Origin of the sequence: uncultured Aquabacterium sp. (genome assembly GCF_913773725.1) — a bacterium.
Classification (GTDB): Bacteria; Pseudomonadota; Gammaproteobacteria; order Burkholderiales; family Burkholderiaceae_C; genus Aquabacterium.
Genome location: NZ_CAJYGK010000080.1, coordinates 1 through 18,070, shown reverse-complemented (window position 1 = coordinate 18,070; position 18,070 = coordinate 1). Strand labels below are relative to the sequence as shown.

The 18,070-nt window shown below is 63.0% G+C and carries 17 protein-coding genes and 1 pseudogene; 10 read left to right on the top strand and 8 right to left on the bottom strand.

What is annotated here, in order from left to right:
• Positions 1-38: 38 nt before the first annotated feature.
• The 7 genes from radC to QZ709_RS08850 all read left to right on the top strand — a co-directional run bounded on the left by radC (position 39) and on the right by QZ709_RS08850 (position 7,003).
• Positions 39-533, top strand: a complete 495-nt coding sequence (gene radC, locus QZ709_RS08880; RefSeq protein ID WP_009518518.1) for a DNA repair protein RadC — start codon at positions 39-41, stop codon at positions 531-533.
• A 163-nt stretch (positions 534-696) separates the two neighbouring features.
• Entirely contained in the window at positions 697-1,143 is a 447-nt protein-coding gene (locus QZ709_RS08875) for a TIGR03757 family integrating conjugative element protein (RefSeq protein ID WP_009518519.1), read from the top strand.
• Positions 1,140-2,087: a TIGR03756 family integrating conjugative element protein gene (locus tag QZ709_RS08870; protein ID WP_023108457.1), complete on the top strand. Its 948-nt coding sequence runs from the start codon at positions 1,140-1,142 to the stop codon at positions 2,085-2,087. Before QZ709_RS08875 ends, QZ709_RS08870 begins: the two co-directional genes overlap by 4 nt.
• A 270-nt stretch (positions 2,088-2,357) precedes the next feature.
• A complete protein-coding gene (locus QZ709_RS08865; protein WP_294636912.1) occupies positions 2,358-3,680 on the top strand; it encodes an IS110 family transposase in 1,323 nt (440 codons plus the stop codon).
• Between the two features lie 40 nt (positions 3,681-3,720).
• Positions 3,721-5,115, top strand: coding sequence for an integrating conjugative element protein (locus QZ709_RS08860; protein WP_009518521.1), 1,395 nt, complete (start codon positions 3,721-3,723; stop codon positions 5,113-5,115).
• Positions 5,112-5,471, top strand: a complete 360-nt coding sequence (locus QZ709_RS08855) for a hypothetical protein (protein WP_009518522.1) — start codon at positions 5,112-5,114, stop codon at positions 5,469-5,471. The genes QZ709_RS08860 and QZ709_RS08855 overlap by 4 nt, the downstream gene beginning before the upstream one ends.
• Before the next feature lie 14 nt (positions 5,472-5,485).
• Positions 5,486-7,003, top strand: coding sequence for a conjugal transfer protein TraG N-terminal domain-containing protein (locus QZ709_RS08850; protein ID WP_011804664.1), 1,518 nt, complete (start codon positions 5,486-5,488; stop codon positions 7,001-7,003).
• A gap of 15 nt (positions 7,004-7,018) precedes the next feature.
• Here QZ709_RS08850 and QZ709_RS08845 read toward each other — a convergent pair whose 3' ends face one another.
• Genes QZ709_RS08845 through QZ709_RS08835 form a run of 3 tightly spaced genes read right to left on the bottom strand, consistent with a single transcriptional unit; the run spans position 7,019 to position 8,198 of the window.
• Positions 7,019-7,396, bottom strand: a complete 378-nt coding sequence (locus tag QZ709_RS08845; protein WP_011804663.1) for a DUF3742 family protein — start codon at positions 7,394-7,396, stop codon at positions 7,019-7,021.
• A gap of 26 nt (positions 7,397-7,422) precedes the next feature.
• On the bottom strand, positions 7,423-7,881 hold the full coding sequence (locus tag QZ709_RS08840) for a type II toxin-antitoxin system YhaV family toxin (protein WP_011804662.1): 459 nt from the start codon (positions 7,879-7,881) through the stop codon (positions 7,423-7,425).
• Entirely contained in the window at positions 7,881-8,198 is a 318-nt protein-coding gene (locus tag QZ709_RS08835) for a type II toxin-antitoxin system PrlF family antitoxin (RefSeq protein WP_038204260.1), read from the bottom strand. The genes QZ709_RS08840 and QZ709_RS08835 overlap by 1 nt, the downstream gene beginning before the upstream one ends.
• A 298-nt stretch (positions 8,199-8,496) precedes the next feature.
• Here QZ709_RS08835 and mobH point away from each other — a divergent pair, with 298 nt between their 5' ends.
• A complete protein-coding gene (mobH, locus tag QZ709_RS08830) occupies positions 8,497-10,380 on the top strand; it encodes a MobH family relaxase (protein ID WP_009518527.1) in 1,884 nt (627 codons plus the stop codon).
• Positions 10,381-10,404: 24 nt separating this feature from the next.
• Here the strand turns inward: mobH and QZ709_RS21305 are convergent, their stop codons facing one another.
• From QZ709_RS21305 to QZ709_RS08820, 3 genes are all read right to left on the bottom strand, one after another.
• Positions 10,405-10,674: an integrase core domain-containing protein gene (locus tag QZ709_RS21305; RefSeq protein ID WP_041835936.1), complete on the bottom strand. Its 270-nt coding sequence runs from the start codon at positions 10,672-10,674 to the stop codon at positions 10,405-10,407.
• 102 nt (positions 10,675-10,776) lie between these two features.
• Positions 10,777-11,871, bottom strand: a complete 1,095-nt coding sequence (gene lspA, locus QZ709_RS08825; RefSeq protein WP_009518528.1) for a signal peptidase II — start codon at positions 11,869-11,871, stop codon at positions 10,777-10,779.
• A complete protein-coding gene (locus QZ709_RS08820; protein ID WP_294636911.1) occupies positions 11,868-14,267 on the bottom strand; it encodes a heavy metal translocating P-type ATPase in 2,400 nt (799 codons plus the stop codon). Before QZ709_RS08820 ends, lspA begins: the two co-directional genes overlap by 4 nt.
• A gap of 94 nt (positions 14,268-14,361) precedes the next feature.
• Between QZ709_RS08820 and cadR the strand changes: the two genes are divergently transcribed.
• Both cadR and QZ709_RS08810 read left to right on the top strand, forming a co-directional pair.
• Entirely contained in the window at positions 14,362-14,796 is a 435-nt protein-coding gene (gene cadR, locus QZ709_RS08815) for a Cd(II)/Pb(II)-responsive transcriptional regulator (protein WP_011804660.1), read from the top strand.
• A gap of 127 nt (positions 14,797-14,923) precedes the next feature.
• Positions 14,924-16,858, top strand: a complete 1,935-nt coding sequence (locus QZ709_RS08810; protein WP_011804659.1) for a cytochrome c/FTR1 family iron permease — start codon at positions 14,924-14,926, stop codon at positions 16,856-16,858.
• A 217-nt stretch (positions 16,859-17,075) separates the two neighbouring features.
• Here the strand turns inward: QZ709_RS08810 and QZ709_RS08805 are convergent.
• Positions 17,076-17,719: pseudogene (locus QZ709_RS08805) on the bottom strand (IS3 family transposase); the annotation flags it as partial.
• A gap of 61 nt (positions 17,720-17,780) precedes the next feature.
• A partial coding sequence (locus QZ709_RS08800) for a winged helix-turn-helix domain-containing protein (protein WP_294636910.1) occupies positions 17,781-18,070 on the bottom strand: 290 nt, incomplete at its 5' end.

Genomic DNA, 18,070 nt, shown 5'->3' with positions numbered 1-18,070 from the left:
GGCGCGCGCCCTCCGATCTCACCATTTGGAGGTTCGCCATGTCTTTCGTCGTCAATGACTCCTGCCTGGAGTCGCTTTCCGCCATCGCTGCCCAGCACGAGGACTGGATCATCCAGCAAGCCATTGCACTGCTGGAGAAGCGGGTTTTCAAAGCGGGTCCGAAACTCCTCGACCCCACGGCCGTGCGCGACTACCTGCACGTGAAGCTGGTGGCCGAGCCCAACGAAATATTCGTCGCTGTATTCCTTGACAGCATGCATCAGGTGCTGGCCTACGAGCCGTTGTTCAGGGGCACGATCAACTCGACTTCGGTCTATCCGCGTGTCGTCGTACAGCGTGTGCTGGAATTGAATGCCGCTGCGGTGGTCTTCGCACATCAGCACCCCTCGGGCATGTCCGAGCCGTCGATCGCGGATCGCGTGCTGACCCAGCAACTGCAGGCCGCGCTGGCGCTCATCGATGTGCGGGTACTGGACCACATCATCGTCGGCCAGGGTGCCCCGTTCTCCTTTGCGGAGTCCGGCCTGCTGTAAGTGTTGCACTGCTTCGTTGATCAGCGCGGAGGCTTCGGCCTCCGCTTTTTCTTCGCGGCGACACAAGCAGGTATGCGGGGTGGCCGCGATGCGCATTGTTTGTTGGGACCGCATGGGGTTCGGCGTTTGACTATGGCCCTGATCAACTTCCGGGGCGCATGACATGCCAGCAGCTTTTACCCGGTTCGCACCAGGCTGGCGAACCCTTGGCCTGGCCGTGGCGCTGCCGGCGTCCCTGGCGGTGTTCAGCCCGGTCACCTTCGCCGCCGACGTGGTGGTCGTCACCGACGGCCACCACCCGGTCAAGACCATGGGCGGCGAACGGCTGATCGAGCTGGATGAAGCGCCGCGCATCGAGGCCGAGCTTTCGGCGAATCTGCCCACCGACCCCGACCAGGCGACAGCCCTGGTCAAGCGTCGGCTGACCCAGGGAGGCACTGACCTTCAGCGGCGCATCGCGACGGCCTACCAGGGCGTGACGGACGCATGGAGCCTGGGCATCACCGCCGTCCCGGCCGTCGTGGTGGACCAGCGCTATGTGGTCTATGGCGAGCCGGACGTGGCCCGCGCCATCGCGCGGATCGAACAGCACCGGAGGACCGAACCGTGATCCCCCCATTCGACCTTCTGCGCCGCATGCGAGCTGCTGTCGCGTCCGTGCTGCTGCTTAGCGCCACGGGCAGCTACGCCCTGAACACGGCAACCATCGTGGGTTCAGTGGCTTCGCCCGATTGCCTGGAATACCGGGTGGTGGGTATCTGCTACTGGCTCTATTGCACCTGGACCGGCTGCACGGTGCGTACCTCCGTCAAGGTCAGGCACTACATCCCCGATGCAGTGGTGTCGTCGTACTCGAACACCGGCGAGAACCCCTGGGTTGAAGTGCGCGCCATGAGCACGCCCAATCCTTCGGCCCAGGCCGGCGGGGACGGCACCACGAACGAGGATCATGAAAACAACCTCGCCAAATTCAAGAACAGCGATGTTATCGGCCATCCCGGCGGCGAGGTGTTCAACCAGTTCGCCTCGTCCTCCGGCTACTTCTGCCAAGGCGCGGGCACGGCCTTCATGCCGTATCTGCTCAGCACCCTGGACACGCTGGCCTGGCGCTACAACGTGCCCGAGATGGCCTACCCGGAGGCGTTGATTCCGGGCATGCGTGAGGTCGGTGCGCGCACCACGATGAACCTCTGGGGCAATGTCTATCCACGCGGTGGCTTCCTGCACCAGACCGACGACCACAAATCCGGGGCGGTGGTGGCCCAGCGCGCGGGCGATGTCGTCACGCGCCGCGGGCAGTTGCACGTGTACCAGCCACTGCTCGCCAACGCCCGTGACGGCTACTGGCCGGCCGGGGCGCTGGTCGAAGGCGATACCTCCACCGGGAAGTGGCAGGAGCTGACCCCTCGTCTGTCGAACACCTGCGTGGTCTTCCCCCACAGCGGCACGCTGACCCAGGCCCAGCAAGGCGACTACGCCTGGGCGCTGTGGCGGCCGTATGCCTGCTGCGAACGCCGCGGGCAGGTGTTCCTGGGCAGCGTCGATTTCCTCTGAGCAACCCAACCCCGCGCGCGCGGCAGGTGTCCTGCAAGAAACGACGGGTCCATGAGGTACAAGGTGAACGGCAGAGCCGAGATGACCGACAAGTCATTGGTGCAAGCCCACGGCGATAGCCGTCGCCTTGGTGTGAGCCCGTCTCTGAGCATGGTCTGGGAATCGTCGGTGACATTGGTGAGCGGCGCGAGCCGCATCCCGTTTGAGAGATCGAGTCGATTTCGACGTTTCCCGTGGCTCTGCCGTTCAGCAACGATGGTGGAGCAAATCATGGCGATACGCAAGCGAGAAGATCTGGTGTTTGCCAATGCGGCGGGGATAGATGTAGGGGCATCGAGCCACTGGGTGGCGGTGCCGACGCACAGCACGGATGTGCCGGTGCGTGAGGTGGGCACGATGACCGACGATCTGCATGCCCTGGCAGATTGGCTGCTTGAGTGCGGGGTGGATGTGGTGGCGCTGGAGTCCACGGGGGTGTACTGGATCCCGGTGTACGAGGTGCTGGAGCAGCGCGGGCTGGCGGTATGGCTGGTCGATGCGCGGCAGGTGAAGTACGTGCCCGGGCGCAAGAGCGACGTGCAGGACTGCCAGTGGCTGCAGCGGCTGATGAGCTACGGGCTGCTGCGCGCGGCTTTCCGCCCTGGCAGCGATGTACGGGTGATCCGGGCGGTGGCGCGCCAGCGCGAGGTCCTGCTCACGCAGCAGGCCAGTTGGGTGCAGCGCATGCAAAAGGCGCTGGTGCAGATGAACATCCAGCTCACCGAGGTGATCACCGACGTGATGGGCCAGACCGGCCAGGCCATCATCCGCGACATCGTGGCGGGTGAGCGTGATGCCGGGGTGCTGGCCAGACACCGGCACCGGCGCGTGAAGGCCAGCGAGCAGGAGATTGTGCGTGCGCTCACGGGCAACTGGCGTGAGGAGCACCTGTTCGTGCTCAAGCAGGCGCTGGCGATGTATGACGATATCGCCGGCCACCTGGCCGAGTGCGACACCAAGCTGGGGGAGTTGCTGACCGAGCGCTCGGAGGCCATCGTGGACATCGGCAAGACACCGCGCGCGGGAAGCAAGGCGCGGGCGCAGTACGACGCGCGCCAGCAGTTGGCCAACTGGGCTGGTGCAGACCTGACGCGCATCAACGGGCTGGGGCTGGACTCGGTGATGAAGATCCTCAGCGAGATAGGTGCCGACCTGAGCCGCTTTGCCAACGTCAAGCACTTCTGCTCGTGGCTGGGGCTGTGTCCGGCCACCAAGATCAGCGGGGGCAAGGTGATCTCGGCGCGGACCAAACGCTCGGCCAACCGGGTGCGCCAGGCGTTGAAGATGTCGGCCATGAGCCTGTCGCACAGCGACTCGGCGCTGGGGGCCTTCTACCGCCGGCTGTGCTCTCGGATGGACAAGCCCAAGGCCAACACTGCCACGGCCCACAAGCTGGCGCGGCTGGTGTACTTCATGCTGACCCGCGGCGAGGCCTTCGTCGACGAGGGCCAGCGGCGTTACGAAGAGCTGCAGCGCGAGCGCAGCATCGCCGCTCTCAAACGTCGCGCTGCTGCCATGGGATTCCAGCTCAACCCTGTCGGGATGGCCACGTGAGCGCGGCTGTCTTCTGTTCTGTTTCTTGAGAGGTGCCACGATGAAGCGTCCTGAACCGATGAACCTTTCCGCCAAGGCGTGCTACTTGCTGCGCCCGACGGCGCTGGCCGGCACGCTCGCTCTGGTCTGCGGCCTGGCGTGGGCGCAGGTCGGATACCAGAACAGCGGCCCCGTCATTGGCGATGACGTCATGTACTCGATCGGAGGCGGCAGCGCGGTGTCCATGGGCCGCGCGGCTGGCATGCGCTCCATCGGGGTCGGCTTGGGGTGGAACAGCAACCTGATCTGCGGCGACATGAGCATCCAGACCACGCTGCGCAACCAGCTCAACGGCATCACGAACGGCTTCCAGCAGATCATGAGCAACGTGATCCAGAGCGCCACCAGCGCGGTGGCGTCCCTGCCGGCGCTGATCATTCAGCGCGCCGATCCCGGCCTGTACAACCTGCTGACCAACGGCGTGCTGCAGGCGCGGCTGGACTTCGACCGCTCCAAGCTGACGTGCCGCGCGATGGCCGAGAAGATGGCCGAGACGGCGGGCGGCCAGCTTGGCTGGAGCCAGATGGCCGAAGGCATGGCCCTGCGTGACGCGGTTGGCAGCAACGATGCCGTTTCGGCCGTCGAGCAGGCTGAGACGCGCCGCGGCAACGACGGCGTTCCCTGGGTGGGCGGCAGCAATGCCGGTGGCGCAGGCCAGTCCGCCATTCGGGTGGTCGGCGACGTCACCCGCGCGGGCTACAACCTGGTCAACGGGCGCGGCGTGACGGACACATCCTCCATCGCGCCCGCCAGTTGCGCGAGCCTGTCCTGCCAGACCTGGACGTCGCCGCAGCAGGCGACCGAATGGGCCACCCGGGTCCTCGGGGAACAGGTGCAGCGCACGTGCGATTCCTGCACCAAGACCGAGACGGTGCCCGGCGTCGGGCTGACGCCGCTGATCCAGGAGGAGTACGAAGCCAAACTGGAAGTCTTGCAGGAACTGGTTTCCGGCGTGCGCAACACCACCTTCGAGAACTTGCGCGAGGCCGGCAGCACGTCGCTGCCGATCACGCGCGGCGTCATCGAGGCGCTGCGCGACGAGCCGGACCAGGACCTGCTGGCGCGGCGCCTTGCGTCCGAGGTGGCGCTGTCGTCGGTGCTGGAGAAGGCCTTGTTGCTCCAGCGCACGCTGCTCACGGGAAAGAAGGAGCCCAACGTGGCGGCCAACGAGTTGGCGGTCGAGGCTGTGAACCACGAGAGCGACACGCTCGACCGGGAGATCCGCAACCTGAAAACGGAGCTGGAGCTGCGCCGCGAGCTGGCGAACAACTCGCCGATGGCGATCATCCAGCGCCATGGTACGCGCGCGGCCGGCTCGCGCGGCATCTACGAGGGCGATCCGGTGCCCGACCGCCTCGACCAGTTGCAGAAGGGCAATCCGGGAGTCAGGCCATGAGCGCAATGCGCATGACCTGGCGCCCCTTGCGCTGGCTGTTCAGCCGGCGCGCGGCGAAAGCACTGCTGTGGGCGGTGGTGATCGTCGCCGCTGCGGTGGGGGCCAACGTCGCCGGCATCTACCTGGTCGGGAGCGTGGCCGGCTGGGAGCGGTGGCTCGCGGCCGCATCGGGCTACTTCTTCGTGTGGCGGTTGTGCCTGTACGGGGCGACGGCCTATGGCTGGGTCTGGATGCGGCGCCGGCTGCTGGTACGTGAGGACGACGCCCAGGCGCGGCGCCGCCTGGTGCGCACCGAGGTCGCGGGCGTCGTCGCCATCGTGGCGCTGGAAGCCAGCCTGCTGATGCAGGCCGGTTGAGGGGAGATGGCGCGATGACGCTTTTCACGACCGACTACCTGGAGTACTACCTGACGCTGGTGTCCTGGATCGTCAACAACGGCATCTGGGCGGTGCTGGTATCCAGCGGGGTATTCGCGCTGCCTTTCGTCGCCATCATCGTGCAGGAGTGGTTGAAGGCCCGTGCGGAAGGTGCCGACGAGGGCAATAAAGGCGTGCTGAGCGCCGCCCGCATCGAGAACCGGGTCTTCGTCGCCATCGTGGTGGTGATGTTCGCCGGCATTCCGTTCATCGACGTGGACCTGAACACCATCCAGTACGACAGCTCGCGCTCGGCCCAGTGCCAGGTCAGCGTGCCGCAGCCCACGGATACCGGCTGGTCGCAGTCCTTCAGCACCATCAACAACCAGTCGGCGAAGGTGCCCGTCTGGTGGGCGTTCATGCATGCACTCTCGCGCGCCGTCACGAGCGCCTCGGTGGCGGCGATCCCGTGTGGCACGGACCTGCGGCAGATGCGCATGGAGATCGACGCCACGCGCATCGATGACCCGGTGCTGGCTCAGGAAGTAGCGGATTTCTCGCGGGATTGCTATGGGCCTGCACGGGCCAAATTGTTCATGCAGCGCCCTCAGCTCGATGAGCAGCAGATGCACGACGTGACCTGGATCGGATCGCGGTTCTTCACCGACACGAACGGCTACTACGACACGTACCGTTCCAGCACGCCGCGCGATGACTGGCCCTATGACAGCAACCGCGACGCCGGGCTGGCTCAGGTATCCAGTGGCGGTGGCTACCCGACCTGCAGGCAATGGTGGGCTGATGGCAGCAATGGCCTGCGGGCACGCCTGCTGGGACAGGTGGACCCGAGCCTGCTCAATCGGCTGGCGGGCTGGGCCGGGTTCCTGAGCCGGGCCGAGGTGGACGACTCGGTGATCCGCACCATCGCGTCGCCGAGGCAGCAGAAGTTGAACCAGGGCAGCGTCTATACGGACTACGGCGGCCAGATCGACAAGACCTTGCCGAACATCGTGACGCGGGCCACGGGAGACGTTGGGATGGCAGTCGGCGCGCTTGCGGCATTTCCCGCCATGGACGTTGTGAGACAGGCCCTGCCCATGGTGCTCGCCTTGCTCAAGATGGCGCTGGTCATCTGCATCCCGCTCGTGCTGGTTGTGGGCACCTATGACCTGAAGACGGTCGTCACGGTCAGCGTCGTGCAGTTCGCGCTGTTCTTCACGGACTTCTGGTTTCAGCTTGCGCGCTGGATCGATTCGACGATCCTGGACGCACTTTATGGCTGGGGGTTCGGCTGGAACCGGCCGCACACCAATTTCGACCCGTTGGTAGGACTGAACAACGCCTTCGGTGACATGCTCCTGATGTTCGTCACGGGCACGATGTTTCTGGTCCTGCCGACGTTTTGGGTCGCTGCCTTGGGGTGGGTCGGAGTTAAGGCTGGGGTGATTGCTCAGAACCTTGCTGTCGGCTCCAAGGAAGCGCGTGATAGCGCCGGGTCAGGTGCAAACAAGGTAGCCGGCAAGGTTCTGTGACGGACAGGCCAAATCTCAGTCATCGAACGGATCGTTCGGGTCGTGAGGGTCGAGCCGCTGGCCATTGGAAGAATACAGGCCAAAGCCCGCCTCGCCATTGCGCAGTTCATCCTGTTGCGCCCAGCGGTCGTCATCTCTAGCCGAATTGCCAGCCATCCATGCCGCCGCAACGCCCAGCAGTAGTAATACTGCCAGCCAGAAGGTGGTGTACAGCAGCACCCCGAGCGCAACCAGCTTGACCACCCACACGAGCGCGGTGGCACCGGCCGCCGGCATCCCCTTGGACACCAACCAGCTCGATACCCGGCGTTCGCCGCGCACGTAGGCACGCCATCCGCGACCCAAGGCGCGGCCGAGTCGTTCTGCGGTACTGATGCGGGTCGTGGTGGTCATGGTCGTCTCCTGCTACTGAGGGATGCCTATTCCAGTTTGCTCCAATCCTGCTTGCTTGCCTGTATCAGCGCGTGCCAGTCGTCTGGCGGGTTCCCGCGTCCGAGCATCTTCTCGAAGACGACATACGGGTCCGACTTGCTACCCGAAGACCGCAGGGTCTGTTCATCGTTGACCCAGGCGTACACGATGACCTTCGCCTTCGAGTCGTACCGGAAGAACAGCCGGAACCGCCTTCCGATTTTGGCCCTTCGCCAGTGGCGGTGGGCCGATCCCAAGGTATTGCCCTGACGGTACTCGTCGCGTGCCGGATCGCCTGGCACTACTTCCAACATCAACTGGCTCAAGGCCCGGAACAGCTTGACGTTGGCATTGGACTCGAAGCCTTTCGGGTCGTTCTCCTGCGCGCGCCTCGCGGCCGCTTGCAGTTTCTGCAACGGCTCAATCACGCAGTCGTGGAAGAGCAGCGTCCAGCCATGCCGTTGCATCAGAGTTCCACTTCCCCGTCGATCTCCTCGTCCAGGTTCACGCCATGGCCAGCATGCTCCAGCATGGCGCGGGCCAGATCCTCGGGCAGGCCTTGGACGTTCCGGCCAGCTTCGATGTCGCGGGCCAGCAGGCTCAGGAACGCGCCGATGGCGGGGTCCTCGTGCTCGGCATCGACACGGGTGACGACGACTTCGCTGCCCCGCAGATCGAACGCGAGCTTGCCGCCGGCATCAACGCCCAGCGCCTGCCGGATAGGCTTGGGCAGCGTGACCTGGCCCTTGGAGGTCAACGTGGCGACTTCGTGGATGGCAGGCATGGCGGCTCTCCTGATTGCGATACCCGCATGGTAAGGAAATTTCCTTACTTTGTCAATGTGAAGCCTCATGGCGCTCTCCCGGTCCAAGAATTGGCCCATCGTAGGGCGTGAACAGCCAGCCTTCCTGCATCAATCCGGCCCTGCCGCAACCCACATTGGCGATGGACGATCAGGACCCGTTGCTCTATACCCAAAGGCCGCAAAGGGTCGAAATGGCAAGGGAATGGAGTGCAAGGGGAAAGGCTCTATCCCCAAAAGGCAAAAAGGCCTCCCGCTCGGCCCCCGACAGGACACCCGCATGCTTTCTCTGTTCCAGCGAAAACGGCCCGCGGTCGCTGCCGCTCCGACGCCACCATCGGTCACCGACCTCCCGAAAGGGTTGATGCGGCCCGAGTCGGCCGCATCGCTGCTGGCCACCCCGCGCCGGCAGAAGCTGCTGGAGCACATCTGGCAGCGCACGTCGCTCTCACGTAAGCAGTTCGCCACCTTGTACCGGGCGCCCCTGGAGCGCTACGCCGAGCTGGTCCAGGCCTTCCCGGCCTCCGAGGCGCATCACCATGCCTACCCGGGCGGCATGCTGGACCACGGCCTGGAAATCGTCGCCTACAGCCTGAAACTGCGGCAGTCCCATCTGCTGCCGATTGGCGCCAGTCCCGAAGACCAGGCGGCGCAGTCTGAAGCCTGGACTGCCGCGGTCGCCTATGCCGCGCTGCTGCACGACATCGGCAAGATCGCCGTCGATCTGCACGTCGAACTGGCCGACGGCTCGCTGTGGCACCCCTGGCACGGCCCGCTGCACCAGCCATACCGCTTCCGCTACCGCGACGATCGGGAATATCGGCTTCACAGCGCCGCGACAGGTTTGCTCTACCGCCAACTCCTCGACCGTGATGCCCTGGACTGGCTCAGTGGCTATCCCGACCTGTGGGGACCGCTGCTCTACGTCCTGGCCGGCCAGTACGAGCACGCCGGCGTGCTGGGCGAACTTGTCGTGCAGGCCGACCGGGCTTCGGTGGCCCAGGAACTGGGCGGCGATCCGGCCCGCGCCATGGCTGCGCCCAAGCACGCGCTGCAGCGCAAGCTGCTCGACGGGTTGCGCTACCTGCTCAAGGAACAGTTGAAACTGAACCAGCCGGAAGCCTCCGATGGCTGGCTCACCGAGGATGCCCTGTGGCTGGTGAGCAAGACAGTCTCGGACAAGCTGCGTGCGCACCTGCTGTCTCAGGGTATCGACGGCATTCCAGCGAACAACACCGCGGTGTTCAACGTCCTGCAGGATCACGGCATGTTGCAGCCGACGTCCGACGGCAAGGCGGTCTGGCGCGCGACTGTGACCAGCACGACTGGCTGGTCCCACTCGTTCACCTTGTTGCGTCTAACGCCCACGCTGATCTGGGAGCCGCGTGAGCGGCCGGCACCGTTCCCCGGCACGGTGGCGATCGACGTGGCGCCCACGGACAAAGAGGCTGACGTGTTCACCACCATTTCGACGGCCGGCCCGCTGGCCGCCCCGGAAGGCCAAGAAGATCCACCAGGGGAAGGAGGTCGTTCATCTTCAGCTCCTTCGTCCAAGTTCCAAACCTTGCCGGACGTGATGGAAGACATGCTTTCGATGGTGGGTATCGGCGACTTACCCGCGATCGGGCAGGACGCGGCAGTGCTCTCAGAGCAGGTGCCTGCCGCACGTCCCGAAATACCAACCTTGCCCGCGTCACTGCCGTCGTCGCCTGCGCCAGCGCCCTCGATAGCGCATCCATCCGGGGAGCACTTCATGGCGTGGCTGAAACAGGGCATCTTGTCCCGCCGACTCATCATCAACGACGCAAAAGCGCTCGTGCATACGGTGAGCGGCACGACCTACCTGGTCAGTCCCGGGGTCTTCCAGCGCTATGCGCAAGAGCACCCGCAAGTCGGCGCGCAGGCTAAGCAGGAGAGCCAGCAAGACTGGCAGTGGATACAAAAGCGCTTCGAGAGGCTGCAACTGCATCGCAAGCAGCCGAACGGCCTGAATATCTGGACCTGTAAAGTCACCGGGCCTAGAAAGTCCCGTCACCTGCACGGATACCTTTTGGAAGATTCAAGCCTGCTTTTCTTAGAAACGCCGCCGAATAATCCCTACTTATCCCTGTTGTGTGAGACCACAGGAAGCGGACTTCATGAAAGCAATGAGGGTCAACATTGAAGTCCCCTCAAATACCTGAGCCACTCAGAAGTAGAGATTGGGGAACAGTTTGACACGGTACTCGACCGGTGGGATTCGGCCGAGGGCTTCATGGGGTCGATGGTGGTTGTATCGGTGTAGCCAGTCGGCCGTCATGTCACGCACCTCCTGCAGTGAATCGAAGACGTAGCGGCGAAAGCTGTCAGCGCCCTTCGAAATCGGCAGGAGCGGACAGTCCTTAATGTAGCGGATACTCACCCTCCTCTTATGGAGACCAACTGCTGGCTCCGACGTTGGCTCAGCAAGCGATCCCATCGAAAGGTCACCAGCGGCATTCTCCAAATCAGTCTTTCTGGCTCCTGAGTTATGTGTCGATCACACCCGATACGCGCCTCATATTCCTTGACTTGTATCCGACTATGGAGTTTTCATAGGAATTTGTCCGCTTACGGCGACATCCCGTTTTCCTTGGTGCATGGTGGCCGAAAGCAAGCAGATCGCGCCAAGGGATATTGCAACGTCAGCCAAATTGAAAGCGGGCCAATGCGCTCCGTGCCAATGGAAATCGAGGAAATCGACTACAGCCCCTCGCAACAGGCGGTCAACTGCGTTACCCAGCGCGCCACCTAAGATCAGGCTATAACCCACGCCTTCCCATTTAGATACTCCTTGACGCAATAGGCGGATCAGCCAGATTGAGACTCCCAGCGCAAGCGCGGCAAAACCGAAACGCGCCCAGCTACCAGCACCAGCCAGCAGGCTGAATGCGGCGCCGTTGTTCTTCAAGTGGACGAGATTGAAGAAAGGGGTTACAGCGACTTGATCGCCATAGCCGAAAAAAAGCGAGACGGCGGCCTTTGCGACCTGATCGCCAAATAGCACTGCGGCAGCCAAGCCGTACCAGATTCCAATTGCCCGCAGCCTCGTCAGCCTCCAGGCACTCGCCAGCATCGTCAACAGCGAACCAGCAAGCGCAAGGCTGCCGGAGGCGATGCCCCAGCCGGCCAGCACGTCGGCGGGAAAGTGCATGCCCGCAGCAATGCGCGACCAGCCGACCAGAACGACATAAGCAACTAACGCCAATCGGTGGCGTACACCTGTCAGCGGCCACAACGCCCCGGCAACAAGTGCGGCGTAAGTGGAATGACCGCTCGGCAGGCTATAGTGCTCCTCCACTGTGCCAAGCACGTGATTCAAATGGCCAAATACCGCTGCCGGTCGCGGAAAATCGAGCCAAAATTTCAAGATGGAGGCTATTGCAATCGCGATGCCGAAGCCGATCACGAATTGAAGAAGCTGCCGCCGAATTGCCAAGGCGTGATCGGCTGCTGCCGTTGATCTTGACCATGCCCACAGTCCGAGCATCACTAGGGGCGCAGTCCAGTAGTTGCCCAGGACGTTGCTGAAGATCCAGGCCAGCGGTATCAAAATCGGCGGCGTGGCCTCGTAGACGAGCTGAAACAGAGCGCTATTCAAGCCACCCCAATCGTAAAGAATGGCTTTCCAGTTCATCGGCGCAACAGCCTCAACCCGTTGCCGACCACCAGCAGACTGGCCCCCATGTCGGCAAACACCGCCATCCACATCGTGGCTTGCCCGGTGAAAGTCAGAATCAGGAACACCGCCTTGATGCCCAGCGCGAGGGCGATGTTCTGCTTCAAAACGCTAGCTGTTGCACTGGACAGTCGCACGAATGTCGGCAGCTTGCGCAGGTCGTCATCCATCAACGCAACGTCGGCGGTTTCGATGGCCGTATCGGTTCCCGCCGCCCCCATTGCAAAGCCGATGTCCGCACGCGCGAGCGCCGGGGCATCGTTGATGCCATCGCCCACCATGCCAGTTTTCCCGTCCGCCGACAGTCGCTCCACTTCATGCAGTTTGTCTTCGGGCAGCAGATTGCCACGACTGCGGTCAATGCCGACCTGACTGGCAATGGCAGCGGCAGTGTGCGGGTTGTCACCGGTCAACATAATGGCTTTGATGCCCAGTCGGTGCAGTTCGGCAATGGCCTGGCGGCTGCTGTCCTTCACCGTGTCAGCCACTGCGAAGAGCGCCCGCACTCCTTCCTGTCCCGTCAACATCACTACGGTTTTGCCCTCGGCTTCAAGCGCAGACACCCTGGACTCCAGATCTGGCGAACACATGCCCAGTTCCTCGACCAGGCAGTGGTTACCCAGGTGATAGATCTGCCCGTTGATGTCGCCACGAACCCCGCGCCCAGGCAGCGCTGCGAAATCGGCTACATCACGCGGTGTCAACCCATCGTTGACGGCTGCACGGGCCACTGCCAAGGACACTGGGTGGTCTGAACGGGCTGCGAGGCTGGCGGCCAGCAATCTGGACGCATCAGGATCGGCGTTGCCCCATGCAGCGAAATCAGTCTGCGCTGGCTTGCCGTGTGTGATCGTGCCCGTTTTGTCCAGGGCCAGCCATTTGAGCTTGTGCCCCTCTTCCAGATAGACGCCACCCTTGATCAGGATGCCGTGCCGTGCGGCAGCAGCCAGACCGCTCACAATGCTCACCGGCGTGGAGATCACCAGAGCACAAGGACAAGCGATGACCAATAGAACCAGCGCCTTGTAGATCCAGTCCAGCCACGGCACGCCGAATACCAGCGGAGGCACAAGCGCCACGGCAAGGGCTACCGCAAATACGATAGGCGTATACAGCCGCGCAAACTGATCGACGAAACGCTGCGTCGGCGCGCGGCTTCCCTGAGCCGCTTCAACGGCATGAATGATGCGGGCCAATGTCGATGCGCTGGCGGCAGCGGTGACGCGGAATTCAAACGAACCCTCCCCATTGATCGTGCCTGCAAACACGGAATCGCCCTCAGCCTTGTCTACCGGAAGGCTCTCACCAGTGATCGGCGCCTGATTGACGGAGGAGCGGCCTTCGACGATCAGCCCATCGAGGGCAATGCGCTCACCAGGTTTGACGCGAACACGGCTGCCCACGGGCACGGCGTTGGCGTCCACCGCAGCCCAACTGCCGTCCGCTTGTTGAACCAATGCGGTATCCGGCGCGAGGTCCATCAAGCCACGGATGGCATTGCGAGCCCGATCCAAGGACTTGGCCTCGATCACCTCGGCTAGTGCGAACAGCACCATCACCATAGCCGCCTCGGGCCAATGGCCTATGAGCATGGCCCCAGTGACCGCAATGGACATCAACGCATTCATGTTCAGGTTGCGGTTCCTGAGCGCAATCCAGCCCTTCTTGTAAGTCGTGAGGCCGCCAGTGAGGATGGCCACCACGGCCAGCGCGACCACGACCCAGTGGTTGCCGCCGTTGAGCCAGTACACAACCTCGGCCAGCGTTGCGGTGACGCCTGACACTGCCAGCGGCCACCAGTTTGTGCGTGCAGGCGCTTGCGCCTCGGCTGCCGAAGGGGCCGAAGAAGTGCGCACCTCGGCGTCGAAGCCGAGCGATTTCAGGGCTGCAAGCACATTGGGAAGTGCGTCGGGTGTATGTGCGACGTGCAGCCTGCGCTGGACGAGGTTGAATTCAAGATTCGCAACGCCTGGCACGCCGGCAAGCTTGCCGCGGATCAATGCCTCCTCGGTGGGGCAGTCCATCTGCTGGATGGATAACCAGGTACTTTGCTGGGCTGCCTTCTCATCCATCCGAACCGCTCGCATCCCGATGGCCGATAACGCGTCTTCGATAGGGCGCAACGAGGCAAGCTGATGGCTGACTCCCAGTGTTCTCTGCACCAGATTGAATTCAAGGCTGCTCACGCCCTGCACCTTTCCGAGTTTGTCGCGAATCAACGCTTCCTCGGTCGGGCAATCCATGTTCTCGATGCGGTAGCGCACCTGCGGCAACGCTGCTTCGACGATGTTCGGTTTCGGGTTGGGCACCACAACGGTAGAGCAGCCACATCCCTTGGAGCCACATTCACTCATGGCAACTCCTCTTGTGTAGATCTGAGGTTGATGATTTAACACTCTATAGTTACTATAGAGTCAAGTCCTTTTTCCTTTTATCCCAATCCGCACCATGAACCTCCAGATCGGAGAACTTGCCAAACGCACTGCCTGTCCGGTGGTGACGATCCGCTATTACGAGCGAGAGGGGCTGCTGCCGCAGGCTCGCCGCAGCCAGGGGAACTTCCGCTTGTATGGAGAGGCGCATGTGGAGCGCTTGCAATTCATACTTCGCTGCCGTTCGCTGGACATGCCATTGAGCGACGTGCGAACTTTGCTGAGCTACCGGGATCGGCCTGCGCAGGATTGCGGTGAAGTCAACCTTCTTCTCGATGAGCGCATCCGGGAGGTGAAATCACGGATTGAAGCGCTGCGCGAGCTGGAACACCAGCTGGCCGATTTGCGCGATGCATGTTCCGGTGCCAGACCTGTCGAAGCGTGCGGAATTCTGCAAGGGCTGTCGGGATGCGCATGTGATGCGCAGGAAGCAACTGCTCCCGTCAAGTGACCAGTGGGCCGAGCCGATCATGCCATAACAACAGGCCCCGCCAGCTCCCTGATGCTGGCGGCCCGCAAGAACAATGAATTATAATCATTCGCATTTGTGATGCGAACTTTCTGCCGGTAAGGCCCTCATGCAAGCCCTGCGCATACTCTCAGCCGTTCTGTTCTCTTGGTTCATGGTCATCTCTGTCGCGCATGCCGATCCTCTGGCTACGCAAGACAAGGCTAAGCAAACCTGGCAATTGCTGGACTACCTAGCGGTCGATTACGGCGGCGCTGTGCGGGATGGCAAGGTTCAAAGTGCCAGCGAATACGAAGAAATGAAGGAGTTCGCCGCGACAGCGGGGCAGCAGATCGCCACATTGCCGAGCACGCCTGCACTTCCCGAACTGAAACGCCAGGCCACGGCACTGAGCGAACTCATCGCAGCCAAGGCCGACGCGAAGACAGTGGCCGACAGTGCCCATTCACTGGCGGCGGCACTGGTCAAGGCGTACCCGTTCCCGCTTTCCCCCTCCACGCCGCCGGATCTCACGCGCGCCAAGGTGCTGTTTGAAGCCAACTGCGCGGCATGCCACGGGGCGACTGGCCGGGGCGATGGCCCGCTCGGCGCAAAGCTGACCCCGCCGCCGATCGCGTTCACCGATCGCGGCCGGGCACGCTCGCGCAGCGTGCTCGCGCTCTACCAAGTCATTTCTCAAGGCGTCGCCGGCACGTCGATGCCCAGTTTCGCCACGCTCTCCGACGAGGATCGGTGGGCATTGGCATTTTTCGCCGGAACGCTGTCGCACGACGACGCCATGCGGGCGCGCGGTGAAGAATCCTGGGGCCGAGACGCCACCGCCAAAGCCGTCTTTCCCGACCTGGCGGCCGCTGCCACATTGACCGAGGCCGCCTTGTCCGAACGGATGCCACCCGACGCGGCGCGCGACCTGACCGCCTACGTCCGCAGCCATCCAGAAGTGACCGTCACCGCCAACGGCACGGGCGGGCTGGGGTTGGCCCGCGCACGGCTTCAGGAGAGCCTTGCCGCAGCGCGCGCAGGCGACCAGGCCAACGCGACGCGCTTGGGTTTGTCCGCCTACCTGGATGGTTTTGAACCACTGGAACCGGCATTGCGCGCGCGCAACCAGGCGCTTCTCACTGAAGTGGAAAACGCCATGCTGGCCTACCGCGGCGCACTTGCCAGTGGCAAGCTGGAGCAAGCCGACGCCACGGCCCAAAAGCTGGACTACCTTTTTGCCCAAGTCGATACCGAATTGGGGGCGGACAAAGCCGAGCCACTGACCACCTTCATTGCCTCGATCACCATCCTGCTGCGCGAAGGCGTGGAGGCGCTGTTGATCGTCGTCGGCATGCTCGCATTCCTGAAGAAAGCCGAACGGCGCGATGTTCTGGCCTACGTCCATGGAGGTTGGCTTACGGCGCTCGCGTGCGGAGGCTTGACCTGGGCCATGGCAACCTACTTCGTGAGCATCAGCGGCGCCAGCCGCGAGGTGACCGAAGGGGTGTCATCACTCTTCGCTGCTATTGTTCTGCTGAGTGTCGGCCTCTGGATGCACCAGAAGAGCACCGCCGGTAAATGGCAGGCATATCTGAAGGAGAAGCTCTCCGCAGCCATGACGCGCCGCTCGGCATGGGCGTTGTTCGCGCTGGCGTTCATCGCCGTCTACCGCGAGGTTTTCGAGACGGTGCTCTTCTACTCGGCCTTGGCCGGTGACGGCAATAACGGTGCATTGCTCGGCGGACTGCTGAGCGGGGTGGCCGCCCTGACTATCCTCGCATGGCTCATGCTGCGCACCAGCGCCCGTATGCCGATTGGAAAGTTCTTCAGCCTCAGCTCGATTCTGGTCGCTGTCCTCGCTGTAGTGCTTGCGGGCAAGGGAGTTGCGGGTCTTCAAGAAGCCGGTTGGCTGAGCGCCAGCCCGATCCATTGGCCACGCATCGAAGTGCTTGGGATTTATCCGTCGGCAGAGACCACCTTAGCGCAAGCCGTGATCCTCATCATTGCATTGGTCGGTTTTGCGCTGAATGCCCAGACTGCTCGCCGGTCGCAGGCGGCGTGATGTTCGGTGCTCCTGAATCGTTGGGCTCGAAACCATCGCACTGATTACCCCAAGGATGCTCTCCGCGTTGACGTCCACTTCCCATGATGCAATTCCGTCGCGTGCCAGCTGGCACGCCAAACAGCGTGACCCATTACCTAGTCCGCCCTGAACAATTCCGTTTTCAGGCAGCCGCAGTTGTTGGCATGCGAAGTTGGCGGGCAAGGGCGTCCAGGCGATGTTTGCTGTCCGTGGTCACCACGAACTTCCTGCGCCCCTTGGCCCGGATACCGTGGCGCTGCATCAACTGCCGAACCCGCTCCTTGCCCACCCGATGGCCTCGCGACAGCAGTTCCTTGCGCATGCGCGGCCAGCCGTATTCGCCACGCAACTGCGCGTGGATGGCCCGGATGTGCGCCAGCACTGCCTCATCGCCAAGACTGCGCCTGGGGCCTTGTCCAGGCCCGCGCCCAGATGCTTGCCAGCTGAAGTACCCGCTGGGGCTGACCTCCAGAACCTCGCACATCAGCGTGATCGGCCAACGTCTCTTCATCGACCTGATCCAGGCGTACCTTGCAACACGTCCTGTGCAAAGTACGCCGCGGCTTTTTTTGCGATGTCGCGCTCCATCTTTACCCGTGCCAGTTCCGCTCGCAGCCGAGCGATCTCCCCCTGCTCGGGGGTCACCATCGCCACGGGTTTACCTTCTGCGGACATCCCCAACTGGCCTTTGGCATCGGCCCTGACCCAGTTCGTCAGACTGGCCTTGGGCATCCTCAGCGTCTTGGCCACCACCGACGCTGCCCGTCCACCCTTCACCTGCCTGACGGCCTCCTGCTTGAACTCCAGGGTGTACTTCCCTCTGCTTTTCACTTCATTCATCTCATGCTCCATACCGGCATTCTCCGGGTTGAGCTATGAACTCCGAAATTCGGGGGCAACCTCAGTATCCCATTCCACGCACGGCGTGAATGAGCTTCGGATTGAACGCATCGTCTATCTTCGCGCGGAGACGGCGGATGGCTACATCGATGACGTTGCTATCGCTGTCGAAATTCATGTCCCATACCTGCGACGCGATCAGAGAACGTGGAAGGACCTCCCCGTGGCGACGGGCCAGGAGCTCAAGCAACGCGAACTCCTTGCTGATGAGATTGATGCGTTGGCCAGCGCGCGTTGCGCGCCGGCGCGCCAAGTCCAGCACCAAATCGGCAACCTGGATGCGATCAGGCT

Coding starts and splice junctions, on each gene's coding strand:
- radC (WP_009518518.1), top strand. CDS start 39: ATGTCTTTCGTCGTCAATGACTCCTGCCTGGAGTCGCTTTCCGCCATC.
- QZ709_RS08860 (WP_009518521.1), top strand. CDS start 3,721: ATGAAGCGTCCTGAACCGATGAACCTTTCCGCCAAGGCGTGCTACTTG.
- lspA (WP_009518528.1), bottom strand. CDS start 11,871: ATGAACTGGAAAGCCATTCTTTACGATTGGGGTGGCTTGAATAGCGCT.
- QZ709_RS08850 (WP_011804664.1), top strand. CDS start 5,486: ATGACGCTTTTCACGACCGACTACCTGGAGTACTACCTGACGCTGGTG.
- QZ709_RS08855 (WP_009518522.1), top strand. CDS start 5,112: ATGAGCGCAATGCGCATGACCTGGCGCCCCTTGCGCTGGCTGTTCAGC.
- cadR (WP_011804660.1), top strand. CDS start 14,362: ATGAACCTCCAGATCGGAGAACTTGCCAAACGCACTGCCTGTCCGGTG.
- QZ709_RS08875 (WP_009518519.1), top strand. CDS start 697: ATGCCAGCAGCTTTTACCCGGTTCGCACCAGGCTGGCGAACCCTTGGC.
- QZ709_RS08820 (WP_294636911.1), bottom strand. CDS start 14,267: ATGAGTGAATGTGGCTCCAAGGGATGTGGCTGCTCTACCGTTGTGGTG.
- mobH (WP_009518527.1), top strand. CDS start 8,497: ATGCTTTCTCTGTTCCAGCGAAAACGGCCCGCGGTCGCTGCCGCTCCG.
- QZ709_RS08810 (WP_011804659.1), top strand. CDS start 14,924: ATGCAAGCCCTGCGCATACTCTCAGCCGTTCTGTTCTCTTGGTTCATG.
- QZ709_RS08865 (WP_294636912.1), top strand. CDS start 2,358: ATGGCGATACGCAAGCGAGAAGATCTGGTGTTTGCCAATGCGGCGGGG.
- QZ709_RS08835 (WP_038204260.1), bottom strand. CDS start 8,198: ATGCCTGCCATCCACGAAGTCGCCACGTTGACCTCCAAGGGCCAGGTC.
- QZ709_RS08845 (WP_011804663.1), bottom strand. CDS start 7,396: ATGACCACCACGACCCGCATCAGTACCGCAGAACGACTCGGCCGCGCC.
- QZ709_RS08840 (WP_011804662.1), bottom strand. CDS start 7,881: ATGCAACGGCATGGCTGGACGCTGCTCTTCCACGACTGCGTGATTGAG.
- QZ709_RS21305 (WP_041835936.1), bottom strand. CDS start 10,674: ATGGGATCGCTTGCTGAGCCAACGTCGGAGCCAGCAGTTGGTCTCCAT.